Source organism: Sorangiineae bacterium MSr11367 (assembly GCA_037157805.1).
Taxonomy (GTDB): Bacteria; Myxococcota_A; Polyangia; order Polyangiales; family Polyangiaceae; genus Pendulispora; species Pendulispora rubella.
On the sequence record CP089983.1, the window covers coordinates 8,081,575 to 8,105,979 of the forward strand.

General features: G+C 64.2%; 16 protein-coding genes. 8 read left to right on the top strand and 8 right to left on the bottom strand.

Translation table 11 applies throughout. From position 1 onward, the window contains the following. Nucleotides 1–131: 131 nt before the first annotated feature. The gene (locus LVJ94_31465) at nt 132–977 is read left to right on the top strand and encodes an alpha/beta hydrolase (protein ID WXB01424.1); all 846 of its coding nucleotides are present in this window, start codon (nt 132–134) and stop codon (nt 975–977) included. Between the two features lie 3 nt (nt 978–980). On the opposite strand, the gene LVJ94_31470 is transcribed toward LVJ94_31465, so the two are convergent. From LVJ94_31470 to LVJ94_31480, 3 genes are read right to left on the bottom strand one after another with little or no spacing between them, the layout of a single operon-like run. Beyond that, complete coding sequence (locus tag LVJ94_31470; protein WXB01425.1) at nt 981–2,069, bottom strand: serine/threonine protein kinase; 1,089 nt, start codon at nt 2,067–2,069, stop codon at nt 981–983. Between the two features lie 36 nt (nt 2,070–2,105). Beyond that, a complete protein-coding gene (locus LVJ94_31475) occupies nt 2,106–3,455 on the bottom strand; it encodes an amidase (GenBank protein WXB01426.1) in 1,350 nt (449 codons plus the stop codon). After that, nucleotides 3,455–5,170, bottom strand: coding sequence for a hypothetical protein (locus LVJ94_31480; GenBank protein WXB01427.1), 1,716 nt, complete (start codon nt 5,168–5,170; stop codon nt 3,455–3,457). Before LVJ94_31480 ends, LVJ94_31475 begins: the two co-directional genes overlap by 1 nt. A gap of 222 nt (nt 5,171–5,392) precedes the next feature. Here LVJ94_31480 and LVJ94_31485 point away from each other — a divergent pair, with 222 nt between their 5' ends. Further along, complete coding sequence (locus LVJ94_31485; GenBank protein ID WXB01428.1) at nt 5,393–6,961, top strand: cellulose binding domain-containing protein; 1,569 nt, start codon at nt 5,393–5,395, stop codon at nt 6,959–6,961. Nucleotides 6,962–7,097: 136 nt separating this feature from the next. On the opposite strand, the gene LVJ94_31490 is transcribed toward LVJ94_31485, so the two are convergent. Continuing rightward, entirely contained in the window at nt 7,098–7,457 is a 360-nt protein-coding gene (locus LVJ94_31490; GenBank protein ID WXB01429.1) for a hypothetical protein, read from the bottom strand. Between the two features lie 95 nt (nt 7,458–7,552). On the opposite strand from LVJ94_31490, the gene LVJ94_31495 reads away from it, so the two are divergent. Further along, nucleotides 7,553–9,952 carry a DUF2339 domain-containing protein gene (locus tag LVJ94_31495; GenBank protein ID WXB01430.1) on the top strand — a complete coding sequence of 800 codons (2,400 nt, stop codon included), beginning with the start codon at nt 7,553–7,555 and terminating at the stop codon, nt 9,950–9,952. Between the two features lie 69 nt (nt 9,953–10,021). Then, the gene (locus tag LVJ94_31500; protein WXB01431.1) at nt 10,022–10,864 is read left to right on the top strand and encodes a carbonic anhydrase family protein; all 843 of its coding nucleotides are present in this window, start codon (nt 10,022–10,024) and stop codon (nt 10,862–10,864) included. A 236-nt stretch (nt 10,865–11,100) separates the two neighbouring features. Here the strand turns inward: LVJ94_31500 and LVJ94_31505 are convergent, their stop codons facing one another. Beyond that, entirely contained in the window at nt 11,101–11,691 is a 591-nt protein-coding gene (locus tag LVJ94_31505; protein ID WXB01432.1) for a TetR family transcriptional regulator, read from the bottom strand. Between the two features lie 80 nt (nt 11,692–11,771). Here LVJ94_31505 and LVJ94_31510 point away from each other — a divergent pair, with 80 nt between their 5' ends. From LVJ94_31510 to LVJ94_31520, 3 genes are all read left to right on the top strand, one after another. Further along, a complete protein-coding gene (locus LVJ94_31510) occupies nt 11,772–12,677 on the top strand; it encodes an SDR family oxidoreductase (GenBank protein WXB01433.1) in 906 nt (301 codons plus the stop codon). Between the two features lie 281 nt (nt 12,678–12,958). Beyond that, the gene (locus LVJ94_31515) at nt 12,959–16,876 is read left to right on the top strand and encodes a protein kinase (protein ID WXB01434.1); all 3,918 of its coding nucleotides are present in this window, start codon (nt 12,959–12,961) and stop codon (nt 16,874–16,876) included. Nucleotides 16,877–17,258: 382 nt separating this feature from the next. Continuing rightward, complete coding sequence (locus LVJ94_31520; protein ID WXB01435.1) at nt 17,259–21,191, top strand: protein kinase; 3,933 nt, start codon at nt 17,259–17,261, stop codon at nt 21,189–21,191. Here LVJ94_31520 and LVJ94_31525 read toward each other — a convergent pair. Beyond that, nucleotides 21,188–21,718, bottom strand: coding sequence for a hypothetical protein (locus LVJ94_31525; GenBank protein ID WXB01436.1), 531 nt, complete (start codon nt 21,716–21,718; stop codon nt 21,188–21,190). The genes LVJ94_31520 and LVJ94_31525 overlap by 4 nt on opposite strands. Nucleotides 21,719–21,969: 251 nt before the next feature. Between LVJ94_31525 and LVJ94_31530 the strand changes: the two genes are divergently transcribed. Next, a complete protein-coding gene (locus tag LVJ94_31530) occupies nt 21,970–22,989 on the top strand; it encodes an LON peptidase substrate-binding domain-containing protein (GenBank protein WXB01437.1) in 1,020 nt (339 codons plus the stop codon). Between the two features lie 216 nt (nt 22,990–23,205). Here LVJ94_31530 and LVJ94_31535 read toward each other — a convergent pair whose 3' ends face one another. After that, nucleotides 23,206–23,670 carry a hypothetical protein gene (locus LVJ94_31535; GenBank protein ID WXB01438.1) on the bottom strand — a complete coding sequence of 155 codons (465 nt, stop codon included), beginning with the start codon at nt 23,668–23,670 and terminating at the stop codon, nt 23,206–23,208. A 31-nt stretch (nt 23,671–23,701) separates the two neighbouring features. Next, nucleotides 23,702–24,289, bottom strand: a complete 588-nt coding sequence (locus tag LVJ94_31540; protein WXB01439.1) for a TetR/AcrR family transcriptional regulator — start codon at nt 24,287–24,289, stop codon at nt 23,702–23,704. Nucleotides 24,290–24,405 lie beyond the last annotated feature (116 nt).

Consider the following 24,405-nt stretch of genomic DNA (forward strand, 5'->3'; position numbering starts at 1 on the left):
AAAATAAATAGACAGACAGGTCTTGTCTAGAGACAGACCTGTCTGTACATTATTTCTCGACAGCACGAACGTCCAATACGGACCTGAACCAAAGGCCCCATCAAACGGGGCTGCGAAAGGAACATCGAATCATGAGCTTCAAACCCGTCTCCGCCATAGCTACCGTTCTCATGTTGGGCGCTGCCGCGATCGCGTGTGCAACGACGACGCCCCCTCAGGCCGCGCCGGCGGAGACCACCTCGCAACGAACGGTCGACCCGTCGAAGCCGACCATCGTGCTGGTGCACGGTGCGTTCGCCGATTCGTCGAGTTGGAATGGCGTGGTTTCGCGGCTGCAGCAGCACGGTTACCCGGTTCTCGCGCCGGCCAACCAGCTGCGCGGTCTCGAGTCGGACGCGGCCTCGATCAAGAGCGTGCTGAAGAATGTGACGGGGCCGGTGGTGCTGGTCGGGCACTCCTACGGCGGCGCGGTCAACTCGCTGGCTGCGCGGGACGAGGCCTCGGTGAAGGCGCTGGTGTACATCGCCGCCTTCTTGCCCGACACGGGCGAGAGCGCGGTGGACCTGGCCAACAAGTACCCCGGCGCCAAGTTCAGCCCGACGACGCTTCGCTCCGTGAAGTACACGATGGCGGACGGCAAGGAAGGCAGCGACACGTACATCCGGGCCGAGCACTTCCGCGACGTGTTTGCGGCCGACGTCTCCGAGAGCACGGCGGCGTTGATGGCTGCAACGCAGCGGCCGGTCGAGATCGCAGCGTTGACCACGAAGTTCCCGGGCGTTCCGGCGTGGAAGACCGTGCCCTCGTGGTCGCTGGTCGCGAGCGGAGACAATGCCATTCCGGCCGCCTCCGAGCGCTTCATGTCGGAGCGGGCCAAGGCGCACACCGTCGAGGTCAATGCGTCGCACGCGGTCTCGGTGTCGCAGCCCGAGGCGGTCGCGAACATCATCGAAGAAGCCGCACGTAGCGTGAAGTGATCCTCAGTTCAAATGGTGCCGGAGGAAGCGAAAGCCCGCGAGGGCGAGCACCATGAGCGAGAGCAGGATCATCACCACGAACGGCAGCTGCGCGCGAAAAGCCAGTTTCGGCTTTGCGGGAGTCCGTACCGGTGCCGGCGCGGGTGCCGGAGCCGGTGCCGGTGCGAAATCCGGCGGAGTCCACACTTCGGTCTTCATCTCCGCCGAGTACGGCGCAGGCTCTCGGACCGTGGGGGGCATGGCGCCCGATGCGAACGACGAAAAGGACGAAAGCCATTGCGCCAAGGTGATGGCATCCCCGACGCGGCGTGAGAGATCGCGCTCGAGGCACCGCGCGAGCACCGCCTCCAGCCCCACGGGAACGTCGGGTCGCAATTGGCGCACGGGTTGCGGTGTCCGGTGCAACACCGCCATGATCGTGCCGCTCAGGGAGTTGTCGACGAACGGCGCAACGCCCGTGAGCATCTCGTAGAGAATGACGCCGAGCGACCAAATGTCCGTGCGGTAGTCGACACTCTTCGCATGGGTCACTTGTTCCGGCGACATGTAATCCGGTGAACCGATCATCATCTCCGTGGTGGTGAGCCCCTGAACGCCGTGCGCCTTCGACACGCCGAAATCGAGCACCTTGACGATCTCCGTGCCATCGGCCCGGCGATGCAAAAAGAGGTTCGCCGGCTTGAGATCGCGGTGCACGATTCCTTGGCGGTGCGCTTCGGCAACGCCCTGGAGTGCCTGCAGCAGGATGTCCACCGCCTCGCCGACGGGAAGACGCCCTCGACGTTGCAGCAGCTCACCGAGATCCATCCCCTCGAGCAGCTCGAGGATCATGTAGGGGAGCCCTTCCGGCGTGTGGCCCGCCGCATAGACGCGCGCCACGTGCTCCCCCTCCACACGGGCGGCGGCGCGCCCTTCGTTCACGAAGCGCGTCGCCGCCTGCGGCACGTTGGCGATTTCCGGGAGGAGCACCTTGATCGCCACCTTTCGGGACAGATCGATGTCCTTCGCGGCGTACACCGCGCCCATGCCCCCCATACCGATCAGTCTTTCGACACGGTATTTTCCAAGAAAGAGCGAGCCCACGGCCAACATCGCGCCGAGTATCTTGCGCCTCGAACCGCGGCCTGACTACCCCTTGCGCAAAGCCTCGACCGCGAGCGCGGTCGAGAGGATGCGCTCGTCGTCGCCGCTCGGAACCGAGAGAAGAAAGCTCGTCGGGAGCCCGGCGGCATCGAGTCCCGTGGGAAGGGCGACGCCGGGCATGTCGAGAAAACTTCCCACCATGGTGAGTCGCAACGTGGCGAAGTTCGCTTTGAAGAAGAGGTCCATGTCGCGCTCCAACGGAGCCAATTCCGGCGCGACGTGCGCCACGGTCGGCAAGACGACGACCGCACCATCGAGGTCGTGCCGCACCCGTTCGACGAGCCGTTCGCGCGCCCAGAGCAGCTTGACGTAGTCCGACGCGGGGAAATTGCGTGCAAGTTCCAACCTTTTGCGAACCCGCGGATCGAGCCGCTCGGCATCGGGCGAGGCCATCAAGGCCTCGTGAACGACCAGCGCCTCGGGCGCTGCCAGCCAACCGATGCGCTCGATGAGGCCGAGCACCTCGTGCAGCGCCTCCACCCGCCGAGCCTCGACCCGCACGCCGTGGGCTCGAAGATCGGAGACCGCCGCCTCGAGGTTCGCGCGCACGGCAGGCTCGACACGCGCATCGTGCAGCACACCTTCGTCCACGACGAAACGCTGCTGGGCGAGATCCACGGAGGCGAGGTCCGGAGCGGTGCGGCCCGAAAAGATCGCATCCAGCGCGATGCAATCCTCCACGCTGCGCGCCAGCGGGCCGAGGGAATCGAGCGTGCGCGAAAGCGGAAAGACGCCATCTTGCGCATAACGCCGGCTCGAAGACTTGAACCCCACCAGGCCGTTGAACGCCGCCGGCACGCGGATCGAGCCTGCCGTATCCGTGCCGATGGCCACGGGCGCCGCGCCCACGGCGACGGCCACCGCCGAGCCCGAGGACGAGCCGCCGGGCACACGCGCGACCTTCGCATCGTGCGGATTGCGCGGTGTGCCGAAGTGCGGATTGAGCCCGAGTCCCGAGTACGCAAACTCGACCAAGTTCGTTTTCCCGAGGCAGACCAGCCCCGCGCGATCGGCCAGCTCCACGAGCTTTGCATCGCGGTCCGCCGGCGCGTGCGCGGTGAACACGGCCGCCCCCGCCGTGGTCACCGTCCCGCGAACGTCGAACAGATCCTTCCACGCCACCGGCACGCCATCGAGCGCGCTTCGGGGCGTTCCCTTCCGCCATCGCTCCGCGGACGCCGCCGCCTCCGCCCGCGCCCGCTCCGCCGTCAGGGCAACGAACACGTGCTCCGTGGCCTGCGCTTTCTCCAGGTAATGCTCCAGCGCCTCCACGGGGTTCGTCGTCCCCGCTCGAAACGCGCGCGCCAGCTCGGAGGCCGTGATCGTCGGTTGCATCACCGGCATCCTCGCCCATCGGTGACCTTGGTGAGAAGCCCGTCCGCGCTTTCGAGCGCGCGGCTGTAGCACGCGCCCAGCAAATCGCGCTCGAAGTAGCTTTGCGAGCTCTTCTGCCCTTTCGGACCGATGGCCTTGCCCGCCGCGTCGAACAGCAGCGTGTTGGTCGTAAAGACGGCGTTCGTGCGCATGTGCGGCCGGCGCAGCACGCCATTTTCCGTCACCATCTCGCCAAGGCTCGATCGCTGATCGACGGTGGTGCGCTGATCGCTCGTTCCATCGGCGTGGGTCGTCGAGACATAGTCGAGATCGAGCGGCCACTCCGCGCCCGACCAGGTCTGCGTCGCCCCGCCGCGCCCGTGCGTATTCGTGAGCGCCGTGATCTTCGTCTTCTGCACGATGTTCTGCGCATACTTCGACGAGGAGATCTCGAAGCGCTGCGCATTCGAGAAATCCACGGTTTGCACGATCTCGGTGTGCACCCGCCCGTGCGACGTGTCCACCCACCCCGCGAGGGTGAAGCGGCGCGAAGCCTCGACGTGGACCGTCCCGGTGACCGTTCCGTCGGACGCCGTCTGCACGTTCTTCGTGGTCACCGGCGAGGGATCGGCGGCCAACGTGTTGACGAGGACCTGCCCCTTGGTGCGCTTCGCGCCGTGATCCAAATGGAGGAACAAGGTGCCCGTGGTCGAAAAGTAGTCGTTCGCCCCGAAGACGCCGATGGATACCTCGTGGGGCCGGCCATCGCTCAACACACCGGCAAACGGCGTGAGGTCGACGCGATAGGGCGTGAAATTCAAGGTCTCCACGCCGACGATGGGCCGCCATAGGTAGGGGTCGATGGCGCCCGTGTAAAGCCATGGATAGACGGGCGCGACCCCCGCAGGCTTGCCGTCGATGGTGACGAGGGTCTCGCGGAAGGCGCCTCCCCCGCACGATTGCAACGGACCGGTCACGTCGTCGGGGACGCATGTGTACCAAAATTCATCGTGCGATTGACTCTGCGCAATCACATCGAGGTACGCGCGCTCGACGTTGGTCGGCAAGGTGAAGGTGCGCGCGAGCCGGCTCGTTCCATTGGCGAGGTTCACCACGCCGCCGACGGCGCTGTCCGACAACGGCAGGACCACATCGGGCGTCTCCGGCGCACGCTCGCGCGGTTCCACCGGATAAAAGAGAATCCGCGCGCTGCCGGTGATGATTCCCGTGTACGTATCATTGACCACGTTGCCCAGCACCGTTTGCCCGGATTGCGCAGACGAGAGCAGCGCTCGGTAATCCGTGAGATCGCGCTCGACATGCCAGGTGCGGCTCACGTTGCGCGAAGGCTCGGACGTCGTACCGAAATAGACATTGGCCCCGCCAATCCACATATTGGCCGTGCGATCGAATTGTCGACCCGCCGTTACTTGCCAATCCGATTCGAGAACGATTTTGGCCCACGGCCCGGTGCACCCCGGCTGGCCCCCTCCCGGCTGGCCCCCTCCCGGCTGGCCCGAGGGCGGCACGTAGGAAAACGGCTTCGGGTCGAAGTTGGCAAAGGTTACATTGGCAAAAAGCGGCACGACGCACGGCGTGGTGCGGGGCCGGGCCACCGGCGGGTCGGCCGTCGCCGTGTCGGCGGAGCCAATGGGCGGCGTGCCTGCGTGCGCGGGAAGACTCCACGCGAAGAACAGCCCAGGAACTGCGATGAGGAGCGACGTCCATCGACTCATGCTGGTCATGGGCGCGCGAGCCTAGTCCGTCATCCGCGGTTTGGCGACGTGGATCCGTGATCGCGCCGATCATGCTCACGCGATCAGGTCCACCATGATCGGGGTGATCATTCATGGGGATAAGGAGCGCGGATTCGCGCACAAAAACCGCGGAATGCTCCTTGCGTGAAGCGCGACGTTTCGACGACGCCATCGGCGTTGCTTTGCCCGTGAGGGGAGATCATGACCAAGATCCGATTGCACTTTTTCGCATTGATCGTGGCCGTCGCCACGCTGGCGGTCGGGAGCCGTGCGCCTGCCAGTACATCGAGCATGCTGGTGGCCGGGCTCACGGCGACCTTCACCAAAGGCCAAGACTGGGGGACGGGCTACGAGGGCAAGTACACCATCAACAACAACAGCAGCGCCGCCATCAGCGCGTGGACGGTGGAGTTCGACCTTCCGGCTGGACACCGAATCAGCTCCCTGTGGGATGGCTCTTACACGGCGAGTGGGCAACACGTTACGGTGAAGAACACCTGGAACGGCAGCGTCGGGGTGGGCGGATCCGCCAGCTTCGGATTCAATGTTGCCTATTCAGGCGGGTACACGGCACCGGCGAATTGCCGCCTCAATGGCGATACGTGCGACGGCGGCCCCTCGCAGCCGGGTGCCCCGGGAACGCCGGGCGCGCCCAGCGTGGGCAGCACGACGAATTCGTCCATCGCCCTTTCATGGGGCGCTTCGAGCGGCACCGTGACCGGCTACCGCGTGTACGAAGGCAGCACCGTGAAGGCCACCGTCACCGGCACGTCCGCGACGATTTCGGGCCTCGGCTCCTGTGAAACGCACACGTACACGGTGGCGGCGTACAACAGCTTGGGCGAGTCGAGCAAGAGCAGCTCGGCGACGGGCACGACCACCGGCTGCACCACCCCCACCGGCGGCCGCGGCGCGCCGTACTTGTACCTCGGCTGGGGCGATCCGCCGGCCGTGAGCACGGTGATGAATGCCACCGGCGTCAAGTGGTTCACCATGGCGTTCGTGCTCTCGTCGGGCGGCTGCAACCCGGCATGGGATGGAACGCGTCCGCTCGCGGGCGGCGTCGACGCCAGCGTCATCTCGCAGATCAAGGCCGCGGGCGGCAACGTCGTTCCGTCGTTCGGCGGATGGAGCGGCAACAAGCTTGGCCCGAATTGCTCGACCGCGCAGGCACTGGCCGGTGCCTACCAGCAGGTGATCAATGCCTATGGCCTCACGGCGATCGACATCGACATCGAGAACACCGACGAGTTCGAGAACACCACGGTGCAAGATCGCATTCTGGACGCGCTCAAGATCGTCAAACAGAACAACCCGGGCATCCAGACCATCGTCACCTTCGGCACGAGCACCACGGGTCCGAACTACTACGGCAATCGCCTCATCGAGCAGGCCGCGGCGCGCGGAGCGAACATCGACATCTTCACGCTCATGCCGTTCGACTTCGGCAGCTCGAACATCTACAACGACACCGTGGGCGCCTCGGAAGGCCTCAAGAACAAGCTGAAGGCCACCTTCGGCTATTCCGATGCGACGGCCTACGCGCACATGGGCATCTCCGGCATGAACGGGCTCTCCGATCAGCAGGAGATGACCACTGTCCAAACGTGGACCCAAATCCGCGACTGGGCCAAGAGCCACGCGCTGGGTCGCCTCGCCTTCTGGTCCGTGAACCGCGATCGCGGTTGCGCCGGTGGCGGCGTCGTCTCCAACTGCAGCGGCATCGCGCAAGGCGACTGGGACTTCACCCGCATCACCGCGGGCTTCTAAGAGCTCCCTGTAGTTTGAACCGCCAAGACGCCGAGAACGCCAAGGGTTGGAATTCGTAAATGAGCATGCAGCTCAATTCCACCTATCTTGGCGACCTTGGCGTCTTGGCGGTTGACTCTTTGTTCAATCGAAATGGCTAGGCCGACTCCGATTCGATGCGCTTCAGGATGGCCTCGTCCAGATCGAGCACGGCGCGCAAGCGTGCGAGGAAGGACACCTCGTCGCCGGTGACCTTCCCATCGAGACGCGAAATGGTGCGGGCGGCACGGTAGATGCCCTCGCGCCAATCGCTGCGCAGGCGTTTCACCTCCGTGAGATCCAACGAGGGCGCAGCGCGAAGGCATGCCATGGCCTCGCGCCGTCGTGCGGCATTCAACTCGGTGCTGGCCTCGATCAGGCGGCGAATCGCGGCCGCTTCGGCAGGGTCCAAATGACCGTCGGCCCATGCCGCGGCGGCCCAAACGCGTACGATGAGAAGACTATCGAGGCTATCCATCGCGTTGGTCATACCACGGCGCGGCGTTGCAAAAGCTTCACACTGGAAAGGGTTTCGCCCAGGCGTACACTCGAAGTGGTCGCGCTGGGTGCGAAATGGACGTCTTCGTCGGACTCTTGGGCTTCGGGCTGCTCGTCGTGGGCGCGGTGGCCATCGTGGCGCTGTCGGTCGCATCCCGCGCGCTCGCGCAGGTGCATCGATTGGAAGCCACCGTTCAACGGCTCACCGCGCCCCGCGTGGAGCTTCCGCTGGAGGAAGCGGCGAACGCGGCCGCCCCGCCCGCGCGCGATGACGTCGCGCTGGAAACGAAAGAGAAGAAGGAGAAGGTCGTCGATTGGGAAGGCCTCATCGGCGTACGCCTTTTCGCATGGCTCGGTGGCATGGCCCTCTTCGTCGGGCTCGCCTTCTTTCTTCGATATTCCATTCAGGAGAACCTGATCGCGCCACCGCTTCGCGTGGCGCTCGGCGGGATCGTGGGCGCCCTCGCCCTCTTCGGCGGCGACTACCTACGCTCGAAGGCCGACCGCGCCGGGCAGGCCATTTCGGGCTCCGGCGTCGCCATCTCGTACGCCTCGCTCTACGCCGCGCGCACCCTTTATGACTTGCTCCCGGTGAGCATCACCTTCGCCGGAATGGCCTTGGTCACCGTGGTGGCGGGGCTCATCGCCGTTCGCAAAGATGCGCCCATGCTGGCCATTTTGGGCCTGCTCGGCGGCTTCATGACGCCGTTTCTCCTGTCCAGCGGCGACGATCGGCCCGTCGCGCTGTTCGTGTACGTGGCCCTGCTCGATGCAGGCATTCTGGCCGTGGCCGTGCGGCGGCAGTGGCCTGGCCTCGCCTTGCTCGGACTGGGCTCGACCACGGCCGTTTACGGCGCATGGGCGTACCAGTTTCTCGATGCCGCGCGCGTTCCGTATGCCTTGCTGGCCGCGGCGATCCTGGCCTCCATCTTTGCCCTTCCGCGATGGCGCGATACCGAAGAGGGCATGTCGCGCAACCTCGTGCGCGCCACCGCGGTTCTTGCCTCGGGCATCCCATTCGTCCTCGTGCTCATCCTCAGCGGCACGAACGTCCTGCGCGCGTCGCCGTTCTTGCTCGTGGGCTACCTCGCGATCCTCGAGGCCGGCGCGTGGTTCACCGGGGCGCGCACCTCGTTCGCGCCGCTGCTTCCCATCGCCTCGGGCCTGACGGCGTTCATCCTCGCCGTGCGCGCATCGGACGACCTTTTTCCGTCCCAACGCGTGCCCGTGCTGGCGGCCTTCGCGCTCCTTCCGCTGCTCAAGACCGGTGCGTGGTTCCTCCGGCGCAGCAAAGCCGACGCCCCCTCCCTCCGGCTCTCGGCCTGCATCGCACTCGCAGGATCCATGCTCATCGTCGTCCGCGTGCTCTCCGTCGAGATGCACGCCGGAGGCCCCGCGCCCATCACCGAAATCGCGCTTTTTTCCTTTGCGCACGCCGCGGGGCTCGGGGCCATGGGCGTGGTCCTCGGTTGGGGCGCGGGCTTGCTCGGTGCGCAAGCGCTCGCCGTCGGCACGTTGCTCCTGCTCTTTGGCGTCGAGTCGCGCGAGGTCGCCCGCGGCCACTGGCCCCTCATCGTCGTATCGATGCTGGCGTGTTGGGCACTCCCCTTCGCGATCCGCACGGCCCCGCGCGACCGGCTGGCCAGGCTCTCCGCCGGCGTCGCCCTCATTCTTCACTTTCCCATTTTCTACGGCCTTCTCCACGGCGCATGGGGCGATGGTCCGCTCGGCGCGGCGGCCCTCGCGTGTGCCGTCCTCGCGCTCGTATCCGGACTCGGCGGTATTGCGTTGCTCTTCGTGACGGCAGCCATCCCCATTTGGTTCGACAATGAATGGCTCACGGCGGCGTGGGCCTTCGAAGCACTCGCGCTCGCCTGGTGGCACACGAGGCAGCGGCACGTGGGCCTGCTCGCGGCATCGGCGCTCTTGGCCACCGCCGTGGTGGTGCGGCTCCTCGCCAATCCGCTCGTCTGGGATTACCACCCGCGCAGCGGGACCCCAATTCTCAATTGGGAGCTTTACACCTTCGGCCTACCGGCTTTGGCCATTCTGCTCGCGCCGCGATGGCTCCGCGCATCCGATAGGGCGCGCGCGCTGAAGCTCCCCACGGTGTACGCCGGCGCGGGCATCGCGCTTCTCTTCGTCCTGCTCAATGTGGAAATTGCGGATTTCTACTCCACCGGCACGCAGCTGTCCTTTCACCTCTCGCAAGGCGGCTTCCGCCAAGACATGACCTATTCGCTCGGTTGGGGACTCTTTGCGCTCGGCCTGCTCGGCGTGGGCATCGCGCGCGACTCGCGGGCGTTGCGCATTGGATCGCTGGTCGTTTCCAGCCTCACGGCCGCCAAGGTCACATTGCACGATCTTTGGGCGCTTGGTTCGCTCTACCGCGTGGCTTCGTTCGTGGGGCTAGCGTTTGCCCTACTCGCGGTTTCGTTCTTCATGCAGCGCTACGTTTTGCGCAGCGCAAAGTGAACCTTAACTCTCGTTCGGAAACATCGAACGGGCGGCCTCGATGCAGGCTCAAACCTATCTACGGAGGATATGACCTCCGTCTTCTCGAAGCTTCCCCTCATCGCGCTCGCCCTTACCAGCGCGGCCTGTGTCGAGACAGCCGCCACGCACGAGAATGAACCGGCGCCCACCACCTCCACGGCGTCGCTTACGTCTGCGACGGCGGAGATCCCCTGGTCCTACGACGGCGCCACCGGCCCGGCCCATTGGGGCGATCTTGCCCCCGAATTTGGAGCCTGCAAAAGCGGCACGCATCAGTCGCCCATTGCGCTCTTTCACCGCGAGCACGTCCCCCATCCGGGGCTGACGGCACTGCAATTCGAAGATCCGCCGTCGCCCATCCATCTGGTGAACGATGGCCACACGGTCCTCGGGTCCACCTCGTTGGCCGAGGGGCTGACGACGCCGCACGGGCATTACAAACTCGTGCAGTTCCATTTTCACGTTCCCAGCGAGCACACCCTGGACGGCCGGCATTACGACGCCGAAATGCACCTCGTGCATCAGAATGAGCAGGGCGAACGCGCCGTGGTGGCCTTCTTCTTTTCCATCCATGAGCACAACAACGACGCACTGGCGAGCTTCTGCGACCATCCGCCCACCGATCCAAACCAGGAGACGTCGCCCACCGCGCCCATCGATCTGATGCGCATCGTGAACGGCGATCACACGCCGCACGCCCAGTCGTACCTGACCTACGGCGGCTCGCTCACCACGCCCGCGTGCACCGAGGGGATCACCTGGTTCGTGTTCACGTCCCCGCGCTTCTTTGGCCGCACGCAATGGGAGAACCTCTACGGCGCCCTCCATGGCCATACGAACCGACCGATCCAACCGCGCAACGGCCGCGTGGTGTCGCGCTTCGATCTTTAAGGCAACGGTCGATTGAATGTGTCAGGCTCGAACCTGCCTGGTGCTGGGACCGCGGCAGCGAGAGGAAACCGGCGGAACCGGCGCGACGTGTCGGGGCTGAACGCCAGGATCGCCACTCCGCCTGGCGATCCTCTCCTTGAAGACGGACGAAGGCGCCGGCCCCGCCGGGGTTGTCCCGCTGCCGCTGCTCGACTGCGAGGCAATTGTCGATCTGCCACGTTCAATCGACTTTTGCGTTAGTCGCGGGTAGGTTTCCGGCCCGCGGCGATGGCCCTGAGTGACTCGCGCGCCTCGCGCACGTGCTGAACGAACGCCGATGGCTTCGGGTTCTGGACCCAACCTTCGAACGCGACCCTGAGGACGGCGACCCCCGTCTCTGCGGTTAGCCTTGCGACCGGCTCCGGGACACCGCGACGGTGGAGTGCCTTGGTGATGGCCGAGCCGAGGGACGCGAGCTTGATGAGCTCGCGCTCCTGGAGCTCGGTGTGGCCCACGATGAGCGTGTGGCGCTGGCGCACGAGGTCACGCCGCTCCTCGAAGATCGGCGCAACGGCTTCGAGGGCCGCGGTGACCGCATCCATCGGCCCCGTCGAATCGGGCGCGCGGGTGACGCCGTCCACGAGGAGTTCTTCCAGTTTGCCGGAGCCCCAGAAGAGGACCTCGCGCTTGTCGGGGAAGTAGCGAAAGAACGTTCGCTCGGTGAGTCCCGCCCGTGCGGCAATGTCCGCAACCGTCGTTTGGTCGAACCCACGCTCGGAGTAGAGCTCCATCGCGGCCTGCTGAAGCCGCTCGCGGGCATTGGGTTCCCATCGGCTCACGAAATCCATCGTACACGATTGCAGTCACTGACATCAGTGCTAACTGTGATGGCAGTCACTGACATAAGTCGTGAACCAGGAGGATTTCCATGCGCGTATTCGTTACCGGTGCGTCCGGTTTCATCGGCTCGGCGGTGGTCCCCGAGCTCATTTCTGCGGGTCATCATGTGGTGGGGCTCGCCCGCTCCGAGGCATCGGCCGCAGCCCTGCGCGCCGCCGGGGCGGAGGTGCTTCGCGGCGATCTGGAGGACCTCGATAGCCTGCGTGCGGGCGCGGCCGCATCGGATGGGGTCATCCATCTGGCGTTCATCCATGACTTCTCCCAGTTCGAGGCTTCGGCGCGCACCGACCATCGTGCAATCGAAGCCCTCGGCGGTGCACTCGAGGGATCAGGTAAACCGCTGGTCGTCGCCGGCGGCTTGCTCGGCATCGCGCCGGGGCGCGTGGCCACGGAGCGCGACGAACATGGCCCGGACTCCTTCGTGTCCCCGCGGCAGGCCGGCGTGCGTGCGGCGCTCTCCTTCGCTTCGCGCGGCGTGCGATCGTCCATCGTGCGCCTGGCGCCGTCGGTGCACGGGCCAAACGATCGCGGATTTCTGGCGATGCTGATCGACATTGCGCGCACGAAGGGCGTCGCCGGCTACGTGGGTGAAGGGACCGCCCGCTGGCCAGGTGTGCACCGGCTCGATGCGGGGCGCCTCTTTCGCCTGGGGCTGGAGAAGGCTCCGGCCGGCTCCTTCCTGCATGGCGCCGCGGACGAGGGTGTCCGCGTCCGCGCCATCGCCGAGGTGATCGGCCGGCATTTGAATCTTCCGGTTGCGCCCATCGGCCCCGAAAACGCGGGCGAGCATTTCGGCTGGTTCGCGCCGCTTCTCGGCATGGATAGCCCCGCCTCCAATGCGTTGACCCGCGAGCTCCTCGACTGGAATCCTACGCACCCCGGGCTCCTCGAAGACCTGGACGCTGGCCACTACTTCGAACCACTCGCAAACTGAGAATCGAAGGCGACATACAGGCGTGTTCGCTCACGATGTTCCGCGAGCATCGTCGCCGGGACGAATAGGTGTCGTCCGCGCGGGCATCGTGAATGCATCGTGGCATTCTACGCACACCGATGAGGACGAAAAAGAACCTAGGTAGGCCCGCCGCGCCGGAGAGCGCCGTGGGAACGCTGACGGACCGTGCTCGTAGCGCATCGGACCGTCCGCGTAGCGACGCGCTCGACCCCGCGAAAGCGCTTGGCACCGGCCTGAAGTCCGGAAAAAGGCTTGGCGGAATGACCCAAACCCGATTCGAGCTGATCGAGCCCTTGGGCACGGGAGGTATGGGGATCGTGTTTCTCGCGCAGGACACCGTTCTCGATCGAAAAGTGGCAATCAAGTTTCTCACGCGCAAAGACCTGAACACGGCGGAGGCCGTGGAGCGTGTTCAGCACGAAGCGCAAGCGTGCGCGCGTTTGAACCACGAAAACATCGTGCGCATGTTCGACATCGGGCAGGACGACGGGCACCCCTTTCTCGTGATGGAGCACCTGGAAGGGGATCCCCTCGATGCCATCATGGGCCGTACGCGCGAGACGAATGAATCGGTCGTCGATGTCCGGCGAGCGGTCCGAATCATGATCGACGTCGCGAAGGGATTATCGCATGCACACCGGGCCGGAATCGTGCACCGCGACTTGAAGCCGAGCAACGTCTTCATCACGAGAGACGGAACGGCAAAGGTGCTCGACTTTGGCGTGGCACAAATGACCGCGGGCAGCGATGTCGCCGGTGCGCAGTTCCTTGGGACACCCCAGTACATGTCGCCCGAACAATGGAGTGGTCAGGTTCAAGATGGCCGAACGGACATTTGGGCAGCAGGGGTGATGTTCTTCGAATTGCTCACCGGCGTTTCTCCGTTCACTGGCCATCACCTCGCAGAATTGCGCAATACGGTGCTCTCGTCGGATCCTTCGCCGTCGCTTCGAGGGGCGCGGCCCGAGCTGCCCGAGGAGGTCGAACGCATCGTAACGCGTGCGCTCGAGAAGGAGAAAGAGGCAAGATTCGGCAGCGCGGACGACTTGCTGGACGCATTGGTGGCCTTGGAGGTGCTGCTCGTGCAGGCCCTGCGCGGACAATCCGGCAGCGCGGAGGCGGTGGGGACATCGAGCTTTCCGCGACGACGAATGCCCATGCTCTCGGCGAATGCCGAGCGCCGTCAGATTACCGCCATGTCGTGCTCCCTTTCGCACGCAACCTCGACGGAGGCCGTCGACGACTCGGTGGGCGAATTTTTCGAAGCGTGTGCCACGATTGTGCACGACTTGGAGGGCACGATCTTGTTTTGCATGGGCAGACAGGTCATGGCGTGCTTTGGCTATCCTCGAGCCCACGAAGACAGCGCCCAGCGCGCATTGCGGGCGGCGTCGCTGATCGTCGATGCATTTCGCCCCGATGACGAAGAGCGCTCCCGTGGCGTCCGCGTGGGGGTAGCGACAGGCCCTTGCATTCCGCTTCCAATGGCCCCGGAAGCTGCGCCTCCGAGGATGCAGGGTGAGGCGCTGGACGTCGCGCAATCGCTCGAACGCCAGGCCCAACCGAACGAGATTCTCACGGAAGGGCCGACGCAAATGCTCGTGCAAGGCGCCTTCGAGCTCGCGCAGCTCGACGACGTGGCCGCGGAGAATGGAACGGCGCCACGACATTTGTATCGATTGTTGCGGCGGAAAGAGAATCGGACCCGATTCAACCCGATTTCAGCGGGCAACGTCACTCCGCTGGTAGGGCGTGCGTCGGAACTCGATGAACTGCGCCGCCTTTGGGACTCGGTCCGTAACGGCAAAGGCCAATTCGCATTCATCGTCGGCGAGGCAGGAATCGGCAAGTCACGCCTGCTCGAGCAGCATCTCGAAGGTTTGGCGACGGAGGGTCACCGGTTGGTGCGTTGCCAATGTTGGCCGCACTCCCAGAGCAGCCCACTACAACCGATCCTCGAAGGACTGGAGCACTCGATGGGATTGGATCCGAGTGCCTCTCCGCTGGAGAAAGCGGCCCTCCTGGGGCTTCCCCCGCACGATGCGGACGCTCCGCCAATGTCGAGAAGTGCCAATTTGCTCAAGCACCAGATGCTGGAAGCACTCATTGGCTCGTTCGAGCGGCTGGCCGAGCAGGAACCTTTGCTGCTCGTCGTCGAGGATGCGCACTGGGCCGACTCCATTACGCTCGAGTTGCTGGAGCGCGGGCTAGCACGTCTCGGGGTCGTGCGAGCCATGGTGCTCGTCACCGTGCGCCCGGAGTTTCAGCCGCTCTGGGCGCGTTCCTCGCTCCTGCATCACCTCTCTCCACGCCGGCTTTCGCCGAGCGAGAGCGCCGCCATGGTCGGCTTTGCCGGTCGGGGGCGCCATCTGCCCGCGGCGATCGTGGAGCAAGTCGTACAGCGCGCCGACGGAGTCCCACTCTTCATCGAGGAACTCACGTGCAGTGTGTTGGACGCGCTCGAAAAGGGCGGAAATGAGCCTTCATCATGGGCCAGTGCGGTGCCAGCGACGCTCGAGGCGCTCTTGCGCGCACGCCTGGACACCTTGCCCGAACCCGGCAGGGAGTTGGCGCGGGTGGCCTCCGTGCTGGGGCGCGAGATGAACTACGATCTGGTTCGGGCCATGTGGCCCCTATCCGAAGAATCACTCCGCATCGGACTTCTCCAGCTGGTCGAGATAGGGATTTTTCGCCCCATATCGCGCGCGACCTGCAGGTTCAAGCACGCCCTGGTGCAAGAAGCCGCGTACCAATCCCTCGTCAACCAAGAGCGGCAGGAGCTGCACCGGCGAGCCGCCGAAGTGCTGGTATCGCAATTCTCTCGCATTGCCGAGCAAAACCCAGAAATCGCGGCGAGGCATTTCGCCGAAGCGAAGCGCCCCGAGGAGGCCTGCGTGTACTTCGAGAAGGCGGCGAAACAAGCCAGACAGAGGTCTGCGAACGCCGACGCTCTCAACCACTATGCTCGTGCCATGACACAACTGGATCTGCTGCCATCGAGTTCGGCACGCGATCGACGCGAGCTTTTGCTAAAGGGCCAGTTGGCGGGTGTGTATTTCGCCGAGGATGGACTCGAGTCGAACCGTATTCGGGAAACCCTTTTTCGGATTCGTGAGCTTGCCGAGAGGTATGACGATGAGGAACAATCGTTCGCGGCGCTGTTCAGCCTTCAGGGGTTGAGCGTCGTTCGAGGTGAACTTCGCCCCGGTCGCGACTTGGCGGCCAAATTGATGGTCCGGGCAAAAAAAGCTGCGCATCAGGGCATGCTCCTCGCCGCCTACACGGCGGCCACTTCGACGCACCTCTTTGGTGGCGACCTCACGGCGTCTCGCAACGACGCGGAGGCGGGGATACGGATCTACGAGTCGCAGGCGGGAGGAGCGATTCGTGTCCGGATGGGGGGCGACGTCGGCGCGATATTGCACCAGCATCTTGGTTTTGCATTGTGGCTATTGGGCGAGCCTGACCAAGCGATTCACCATTGCCAAGAGGGGGTACGAATCGCGCGGAAGTACGATCATCCGGCCAATCTTACGATACGGTTGCACCTCCTCTCCATTCAGCACAATGAACGCGGGGAGTACTCCGAGGCGCGTACAATCGTCGATGAAATATTGCGCCTGGGCGAGGAGTACGGCTTCCATTTCGTCGCGACAGCAGCCCGTGTCGTTCGGGCGTGCACGCAAATCGAGTGCGGTGAGCTCCAGGGGGTCGACGAGCTCCAAGCAGCCTTGGCCCGTCGAGCATCGATGGGCGCGAATCTCGCGTTCACGCGCTATCTTTCCGTGCTTGCCCAGGGACAGCTAGGGATGGGCGCACTCGAGGAGGCGATGCTTTCGGTCGATAAGGCGATGGAGATCTCGAAACGGACGGATGAACACTATTGCGACGCGGAGCTTCTTCGAATGAAAGGGGAAATACTGCTCGCCATGGACGAATCGAATGCCGATCATGCAGCACGCATCTTCGAGCGCGGCCTCGAACGAGCGCGCGGCCAGCATGCCAGGAGTTGGGAGCTACGACTTGCTTGCAGCTATGGTCGCTTGCTTGCCAGCCAAGGGAAGACGGCCGAAGCGAATGCGCTTCTGGCCCCCGTTCTGGCGACGTTCACGGAAGGTCACGGGACCCGTGACCTTCGCATGGCGCACGCCCTGCTTTCCTCTTGGATGGTTCGCTAATCGCGCCGGCCACGACTTCGCTCGAGCCCAAGGTTCCCGGCGTCTGTCCCGTAACGAAAACGACGCGGGATTGAAAAAAGCTTCGCGCAAGCGAACATCGTTCCGAAGTTGACACCGCGCTCACGACGGATTCGATGTTGCTCGAGCATCATCGCCGGGACGAATTGATGTCGTCCGCGCAAGGCATCGTGAATGCGACGTGGCATTCTACGCGCCATCGATGAGGACGAAAAAGAACCTAGGTAGACCCGCCGCTCCGGAGAGCGCAGTTGGGACACTGACGGATGGTGCTCGTCGCGCGTCGGAGCGTCGCCGCAGCGACATGGTCGACCCCGCGAAAACGGTGGGCACGGGCCTGCAGCCCGGAAGAAGGCTTGGCGGAATGACCCAAACCCGATTCGAGCTCATCGAGCCCTTGGGCACCGGAGGTATGGGGGTCGTGTTCCTCGCGCAGGACACCGTTCTCGATCGAAAAGTGGCGATCAAGTTTCTCACGCGCAAAGACCTGAACACGACGGAGGCCGTGGATCGTGTTCAGCACGAGGCTCAGGCGTGCGCGCGTTTGAACCACGAGAACATCGTGCGCATGTTCGACATCGGGCAAGACGACGGGCACCCCTTTCTCGTGATGGAGCACCTGGAGGGCCATCCCCTCGACGCCATCATGGGCCGTGCACGCGAGGCCAATGAAGCCGTCATCGACGTCCGGCGCGCCGTCCGACTCATGATCGACGTCGCGAAGGGGTTATCGCACGCACATAGGGCAGGAATCGTGCACCGCGATTTGAAGCCGAGCAACGTCTTCATCACGAGAGACGGGACGGCAAAGATTCTCGACTTCGGCGTGGCGCAAATGACCGCGGGGAGCGATGTCGCCGGCGCACATTTCCTTGGGACACCCCAGTACATGTCACCCGAACAATGGAGTGGTCAGGTTCAAGATGGCCGAACGGACATCTGGGCCGCGGGGGTGATATTCTTCGAATTGCTCACCGGAACTTCTCCGTTTACCGGCAATCATCTCGCAGAATTGCGCAATGCCGTGCTCTCGTCGGACCCATCGCCGTCGCTGCGAGGGCTACGTCCCGAACTGCCCGAGGACGCGGAACGAATTGCAACGCGCGCACTCGAGAAAGAGAAAGATGCGAGATTCGGCAGCGCAGACGACTTGCTGGACGCATTGGTGGCCTTGGAGGTGCTGCTCGTGCATGCCCTGCGCGGACAATCCAGCGGCACGGAGGCGGTGGCGACGTCGACCCTGAGCTTTCCGCGACGACGCATACCCAGGCTCACGGCGAATACCGAGCGCCGTCAGATTACCGCCATGGCCTGCTCCCTTTCGTACGCGTCATCGACCGAGGCCCTCGACGACTCGGTTGGCGAGTTCTTCCAGGCGTGTGCCACCATCGTGCGTCAGTTGGAGGGCACGATGCTGTTCTCCCTGGGCCGACAAGTCATGGCGTGCTTCGGCTATCCTCGAGCCCACGAAGACAGCGCCCAGCGCGCATTGCGTGCGGCGTCGCTGATCGTCGATGCATTTCGGCCCGACGACAAGGAGCACTCCCGCGGCGCCCGTGTGGGGGTGGCCACAGGTCCTTGCATTCCTCTTGCAGTGGACCCGGAAGCCGCGTTTCCGAACATGCAAGGTGAGGTGCTGGACGTAGCTCAATCGCTCGAACGCCACGCCCAGGCGAACGAGATTCTCACCGAACGGGCAACACAGATGCTCGTGCAGGGCGCCTTCGAGCTCGAGCTGCTCGAGGATGCGGCGGCCGAAGATGGAAGCGCACCGCGACATTTGTATCGATTGTTGCGCCGGAAAGAGAATCGGACCCGCTTCAACCCCGTTGCGGCGGGCAACGTCACTCCGCTGGTGGGACGTGTGTCCGAGCTCGATGAACTGCGTGACCTTTGGGGCGACGCGAGCAGCGGCAAAGGCCAATTCGTGTTCATCATGGGCGAGGCAGGAATCGGAAAGTCGCGCCTGCTCGAGCAGCATCTCGAAGGTTTGGCGACGGAAGGACACCGGTTGGTACGGTGCCAATGTTGGCCGCACTCCCAGAGCAGTGCACTCCAGCCCATCCTCGAAGGCTTGGAGCACTCGATGGGATTGGATCCCGATGCCTCTCCGCTCGAAAAAGCGGCCCTCCTGGGGCTTCCCACCCAAGAGGCGGCGGCTCCGCCGATGTCGAGAAATGCGAATTTGCTCAAGCTCCAGATGTTGGAAGCACTCGTCGGCTTGTTCCAGCAGCTGGCCGACCAGGAGCCCTTGCTGCTCGTTCTCGAGGATGCGCACTGGGCGGACTCCATTACGCTCGATTTGCTCGAGCGCTGGCTATCGAGTCTCGCGTCGATGCGAGCCATGGTGCTCGTCACCGCGCGCTCGGAGTTTCAGCCGCTCTGGGCGCGTTCCCCCCTCGTGCATCACCTCGCTCCACGCCGGCTTTCGCCGAGCGAGAGTGCCGCGATGGTCGGCTTTGCCGGTCGCGGGCGCCATCTGCCCGCGGCGATCGTGGAGCAGGTCGTCCAGCGCGCCGACGGAGTCCCCCTCTTCATCGAGGAGCTCACGTACAGTGTGGTGGACGCGCTCAAAACGGGGGGCAACGACCCATCGTCGTGGGCCAGTGCGGTGCCCGCAACCCTCGAGGCGCTCTTGCGCGCCCGCCTGGATACCTTGCCCGAACCCGGCAGGGAGTTGGCGCGGGTGGCCTCCGTGCTGGGGCGTGAGATGAACTACGATCTACTCTGGGCCATGTGCCCTCTCTCCGAGGAATCTCTCCGGATTGGGCTTCTCCAGCTCGTCGAGATAGGGGTCTTTCGCCCCATTGGGCCGATATCGCGCGCGACCTGCAGGTTCAAGCACGCCCTCGTGCAAGAAGCCGCGTACCAATCCCTCGTCAAGCAAGAGCGCCAAGAGCTGCACCAGCGAGCCGCCGAAGTGCTGGTCTCGCAATTTTCTCAAATTGCCGAGCAGAACCCAGAAATCGCGGCCAGGCACTTCGCGGAGGCGAAGCGCCCCGAGGAGGCTTGCGTATACTTCGAAAAGGCCGCGAAACAGGCCATGCAACGATCGGCGAACGTCGATGCCCTCAACCACTATGCGCGTGCGACGGCGCAACTGGATCTGCTGCCACCGAGTCCGGAACGCGACCGACGCGAGCTTTTGCTCAAGTCGCAGCTGGCGGGCGTGTACATGGCCGAAGATGGTCTGGAGTCGAACCGTATTCGGGAGATCCTTTCGCGGATTCGGGAGCTCACCACGAGGTACGACGGCGACGAACAATCGTTCTGGGCGCTCTTCAGCTTTCAACAATTGAACCACGTTCGGGCCGACCATCGCACCGGTCTCGACTTGGCCGCCAAACTGATGGTTCGTGCTGAAAAAGCTGCGCATCAGGGCATGATGCTCGCCGCGTACACGGCGAAGGTTTCGTCGGAGCTCTCGAGCGGCCACCTCGTGGAGAGTCGCAACGCTGCGGAGGCGGGGATACAGCTCTATGAGGCGCAGGCGGAAGCCGCGATTCGTGTCCACATGGGGGGCAACGTCGGCGCGATATTGCACATGTATCTTGGCTATACGCTCTGGCTTTTGGGCGACGTGGATCAAGCGATTCGCCATTCCTACGAGGGGGTGCGAATCTCGCGTAAGTACGACCATCCGGCCAGCCTCACGATACGGTTGATCCTCCTCTCCAATCTGCACAATGACCGCGGGGAGTACGCCGAGGCGCGTACTCTCGCCGATGAAATCAGCCGCCTATGTGACGAGTACGGCCTCCATTTCGTCGGTGCCCAGGTCGGTATCCTCCGAGCATGGACGCAGGTCGAGTGCGGTGAGCGCCAGGGGGTCGACGAGCTAAAAGCAGCCCTGGAGCGTCGCGCATCGATGGGGGGGACCCTCGCGTTTACGCGCTATGTTTCCGTGCTTGCCCAGGGGCAGCTGCAGATTGGCGCCCTCGACGAGGCGATGCTTTCGGTCGATAAAGCGATGGATCTCTCCGAACGGACGGGCGAACGCTATTGCGATGCGGAAATCCTTCGAGTGAAGGGGGAGATATTGCTCGCCATGGACGCCTCGAATGCCCATCATGCGGCACGGCTCTTCGAGCGTGGACTCGAACGATCTCGCGCCCAGCATTCGAGGAGTTGGGGGCTGCGACTTGCTTGCAGCTATGGTCGTTTGCTTGCCAGCCAAGGGAAGACTTCGGAAGCCAAGGGGCTTCTTGCTCCGATTCTCTCGACCTTCGCGGAAGGTCACGGGACCCGTGACCTTCGTATGGCGCAGGCCCTGCTTTCCTCTTGGATGGTTCGCTAGTCGTCGTCCTCGACGGTGCCCTTTTCCTTCAAAAATGTGACCGCGGAGCGCGAGGCTTCCCCGGAGAGAACGACGCCGTCGATGAGCTTTCGGCTGTCGTCCTTGAGAAGGGTCATGCGCGCGACGGAATGGCACTTGTCGCAAAATTGGAATTCCAATTTGAGACTAAAATCGTCCGACCGATTCTGGTGCAGCCGATACCAGCTTTGCACGTCGCCGCTGTGCACGGCCTCGAGGACGCGCACCTCGCGGCCTTCGTCGCCGGAGAAGATGACGTGGCCGTCGTCCAGGACTTTTCCGCACGCCGAGCATTGAAGCGCCTGGAAGGCTTTCTTGAGTAAGAATGCGCCGGTCACCAACAAAAGAGCACCGGCGGCATAGACGAGCCACTCGGGCAATTCGAGTCCGCGCCAGGCGAACCGCGTTCCGGCGGCCGTCGCGATCAGCGCCGCCGTTCCGCTGAGAAGCGTCGCCAGCCCTCCCACGGCCCCTCCAGGGTCGAATCCTTTCTTGATGGGTGATTGCATGGATGTCGCAGTGTTCATGGATGCGACACCACTGTAGATGGCGAGCCCCGCGGCATCTTGAACGAAACGAAGATGGTCGCACGCGGGAAGCGCTTGACGGGACGCCGCGACGTTGTCAGGCTTCTCCCACGTGCGCACAAGGGCGCCGCCGGGTCCGCGGGAAGGGTCGAACCCACCTCAGTCGCTGGTCGTCCATCGACTTCTTGCTGCCCGAATTGCGGACCGCCGGGCCGAAAGGCAAGAGGTTGCCCATGTCCAGCCCGCGCGAGCTCCCGAGCGAGCCCCATATCGATCATCTGAAGAAGCAGGCAAAAGATCTCCTCGACGGCCACAAACGAGGCGATCGCGAAGCCATTGCCCGCCTCAAGACGGCGCTGCCCTCTCTGGCTTCCTCGAGCGAGGGCGAGGCCGCGCAGGCACCGCTCGCGCTGCACGATGCGCAGTCGGCCATCGCACGCGAGTACGGGTTCAAAAGCTGGAAAGAGCTGAGCGACGAAGTCGAGCGGCGTAGAAGCACCGGGCTCTCCCCGGAGCTCGTGAAGTCGCTCATTTCCGGCCCTTTTCAAGCGCATGCCGGCGTTCCGCTGCCTTCGGCGGTGAGCGATGCCATGCGCGAAGCGTGGACGAAGGGCGATGTGGCCGACGTGCTCGCGGCGTTGATGCCCGAGGAGCTGCCCCTCGTCGCCGCACGCAACGTGCTCGTCGTCCCCGGCGCCATCGTGCCGTTGCACATCGGGCGTCCCGCGTCGGTCGCGGCGATCGCCATGGCCCAGAGCCTCACACCGCCGACCCTCGCGGTCTTCGCGCAACGCGAGGCCGCCACCGAGGACGTGCGCGCCGAATCGCTTCACCCGGTGGGCTGCCAGGCCCTCGTGGTGCGCGTCGACGCAAATGCCGATGGGCGCACCTTCGTCGTGTTGCGCGGCCTGCGATGGGTCTCGCTCACCTCGTTGGAACCGGCAGGGGAGCACGCCACGTATGCCACCGCGCGCGTTTCCCGCGCCGACGTGCACGACGACGGCAAGGCCGGCGAAGTCGCCGCGCTGGCGCGCGATCTGCGCGAGCGGGCACGCGCCCTCGCGCGCACGATGACAGGCGGCGATCGCGCGGTGGCCATCCTCGACGGCATCGAGGATCCCGAGCATCTGTCCAACCTGGTCATGGCCAATCTGCCGCAGCCCGTGTGCTCTGTGGACGATCTGGCGCGCTACGCCGCGGAGCGTTCGCTCCCGGGCAAACTGCGCATCGCCCTCGCGCTCACCGGCGGATAGCGTCAACGCAAGGTCGCGTCATGACCGACCTGGGGATTTGAACAGGGAGATCGGGAGATCGGGAGGTTTTTCGGGCCGACCTTTGTGTCGCGCGCGTCGAATCATCCCAACTCTCTCGATCTCCTGTATCACTCGAGCGACAACTTCGAGGACGGGGTTCACCAGGAGTTCATGAAGAGATCGGGCTGGGCAAATAAAGGCGAGACGAGGCGATCGCTACGAAGTTGAACGAGATCCGATGCTGCCGGCCAAAGACAGGCGCTTTCGGCCTCCCAACGGCACATCGATTTCATAGGTCAGCGGCAGTCGATTTTGCAGAGTGGGAGGTAGATCTTCACCGAACCGGTCATTCCGAATCATAAGGGGCATGTACCTGGGGCGCAGCAGGATGAGGGCACTGATTTCGGGTTCGCTTTTCCCCCTAGGATTTCGATATCCCACTGGATAAAGGCGGACGCAGAGGATGCAATCCGGCAACTCGTTCCCGTCGCAATCGGCGACCTTTGCCTTCACGAACAGTTCATCATCGGTTCGATCGAACCCCTGATAACCTAGCGGCCGCACCCAAGTTTCATCGGCCTTCGGATCCGTTTCTCCACGTTGAAGATCGAAGCTCCAAACAGGATATCTCTCGAAGTCGCTTGGCACGAGTTCACCGCATGATTTCCAATTGTTCGACATGGGATCCATATGCTCCGATGGTGTGCCTACTTCATCGCTTTTTGGCGCCGAACAGGGCTGCGCGCACGAAGGTTCGGAAAATGCGCGCCGTTTCGACGCGCGACACGCCGAGATCGCGCCGGAGCAGCTTCCACGCGTACACGTCCGTGGCCGCATGCAAGGCGGCGAGCACCCGGGAGCGCTCGTCGTCGCGCCGGGGAAGGTACTCTTCGCAGAGGCGCTCGAGCCATTGGCGGTGGTTGGCCCTTCCCTCCTCGAGCAACGACTTGGCCACGGGCAGGCTGCTCTCGAGGGCCAAAAGGCGCACGTTGCCGTCGCCCACGTGTTCGTAGTTCTCGAGCAGCACCTCGATGCCGCCCTCGAGATCGCCCGGCTCGACCCGATCGCGCGCCGACGTCTCCCGCCGGGCCACCGCCTCGAGCAGCCCCTCCTTGGAGCCAAAGTGATTCAGCAGCGTTTGCCGCGAGACCTGCGCCGCCTCGGCCAGCGTCTGCAACGTGACATCCTCGTACGACCGCGTGAGAAACTGCTCCGCCCCCACCCGCAAAATGCGCTCCCGCGTCTCCTCCGCCGACTCCGCCCTCGCCGTCTGCTTGTACCCTCGTTTCATTTGACTCATGGTCCAACCAAATTGGACCATCGGTCAACCCAAACCTGGGCAGCGTTTGGTCACTCGCGGCCAAGAGAGAGAGAATTCACATGAAGGCGGGAAGGCGGGAAGGCGGGACCTGCACA

What these genes read in the sequence shown, in the direction of transcription:
- LVJ94_31465 (WXB01424.1), top strand. Translation starts at nt 132, where the DNA reads ATGAGCTTCAAACCCGTCTCCGCCATAGCTACCGTTCTCATGTTGGGC.
- LVJ94_31470 (WXB01425.1), bottom strand. Translation starts at nt 2,069, where the DNA reads ATGTTGGCCGTGGGCTCGCTCTTTCTTGGAAAATACCGTGTCGAAAGA.
- LVJ94_31475 (WXB01426.1), bottom strand. Translation starts at nt 3,455, where the DNA reads ATGCAACCGACGATCACGGCCTCCGAGCTGGCGCGCGCGTTTCGAGCG.
- LVJ94_31480 (WXB01427.1), bottom strand. Translation starts at nt 5,170, where the DNA reads ATGAGTCGATGGACGTCGCTCCTCATCGCAGTTCCTGGGCTGTTCTTC.
- LVJ94_31485 (WXB01428.1), top strand. Translation starts at nt 5,393, where the DNA reads ATGACCAAGATCCGATTGCACTTTTTCGCATTGATCGTGGCCGTCGCC.
- LVJ94_31490 (WXB01429.1), bottom strand. Translation starts at nt 7,457, where the DNA reads ATGGATAGCCTCGATAGTCTTCTCATCGTACGCGTTTGGGCCGCCGCG.
- LVJ94_31495 (WXB01430.1), top strand. Translation starts at nt 7,553, where the DNA reads ATGGACGTCTTCGTCGGACTCTTGGGCTTCGGGCTGCTCGTCGTGGGC.
- LVJ94_31500 (WXB01431.1), top strand. Translation starts at nt 10,022, where the DNA reads ATGACCTCCGTCTTCTCGAAGCTTCCCCTCATCGCGCTCGCCCTTACC.
- LVJ94_31505 (WXB01432.1), bottom strand. Translation starts at nt 11,691, where the DNA reads ATGGATTTCGTGAGCCGATGGGAACCCAATGCCCGCGAGCGGCTTCAG.
- LVJ94_31510 (WXB01433.1), top strand. Translation starts at nt 11,772, where the DNA reads ATGCGCGTATTCGTTACCGGTGCGTCCGGTTTCATCGGCTCGGCGGTG.
- LVJ94_31515 (WXB01434.1), top strand. Translation starts at nt 12,959, where the DNA reads ATGACCCAAACCCGATTCGAGCTGATCGAGCCCTTGGGCACGGGAGGT.
- LVJ94_31520 (WXB01435.1), top strand. Translation starts at nt 17,259, where the DNA reads ATGACCCAAACCCGATTCGAGCTCATCGAGCCCTTGGGCACCGGAGGT.
- LVJ94_31525 (WXB01436.1), bottom strand. Translation starts at nt 21,718, where the DNA reads ATGCAATCACCCATCAAGAAAGGATTCGACCCTGGAGGGGCCGTGGGA.
- LVJ94_31530 (WXB01437.1), top strand. Translation starts at nt 21,970, where the DNA reads ATGTCCAGCCCGCGCGAGCTCCCGAGCGAGCCCCATATCGATCATCTG.
- LVJ94_31535 (WXB01438.1), bottom strand. Translation starts at nt 23,670, where the DNA reads ATGTCGAACAATTGGAAATCATGCGGTGAACTCGTGCCAAGCGACTTC.
- LVJ94_31540 (WXB01439.1), bottom strand. Translation starts at nt 24,289, where the DNA reads ATGAGTCAAATGAAACGAGGGTACAAGCAGACGGCGAGGGCGGAGTCG.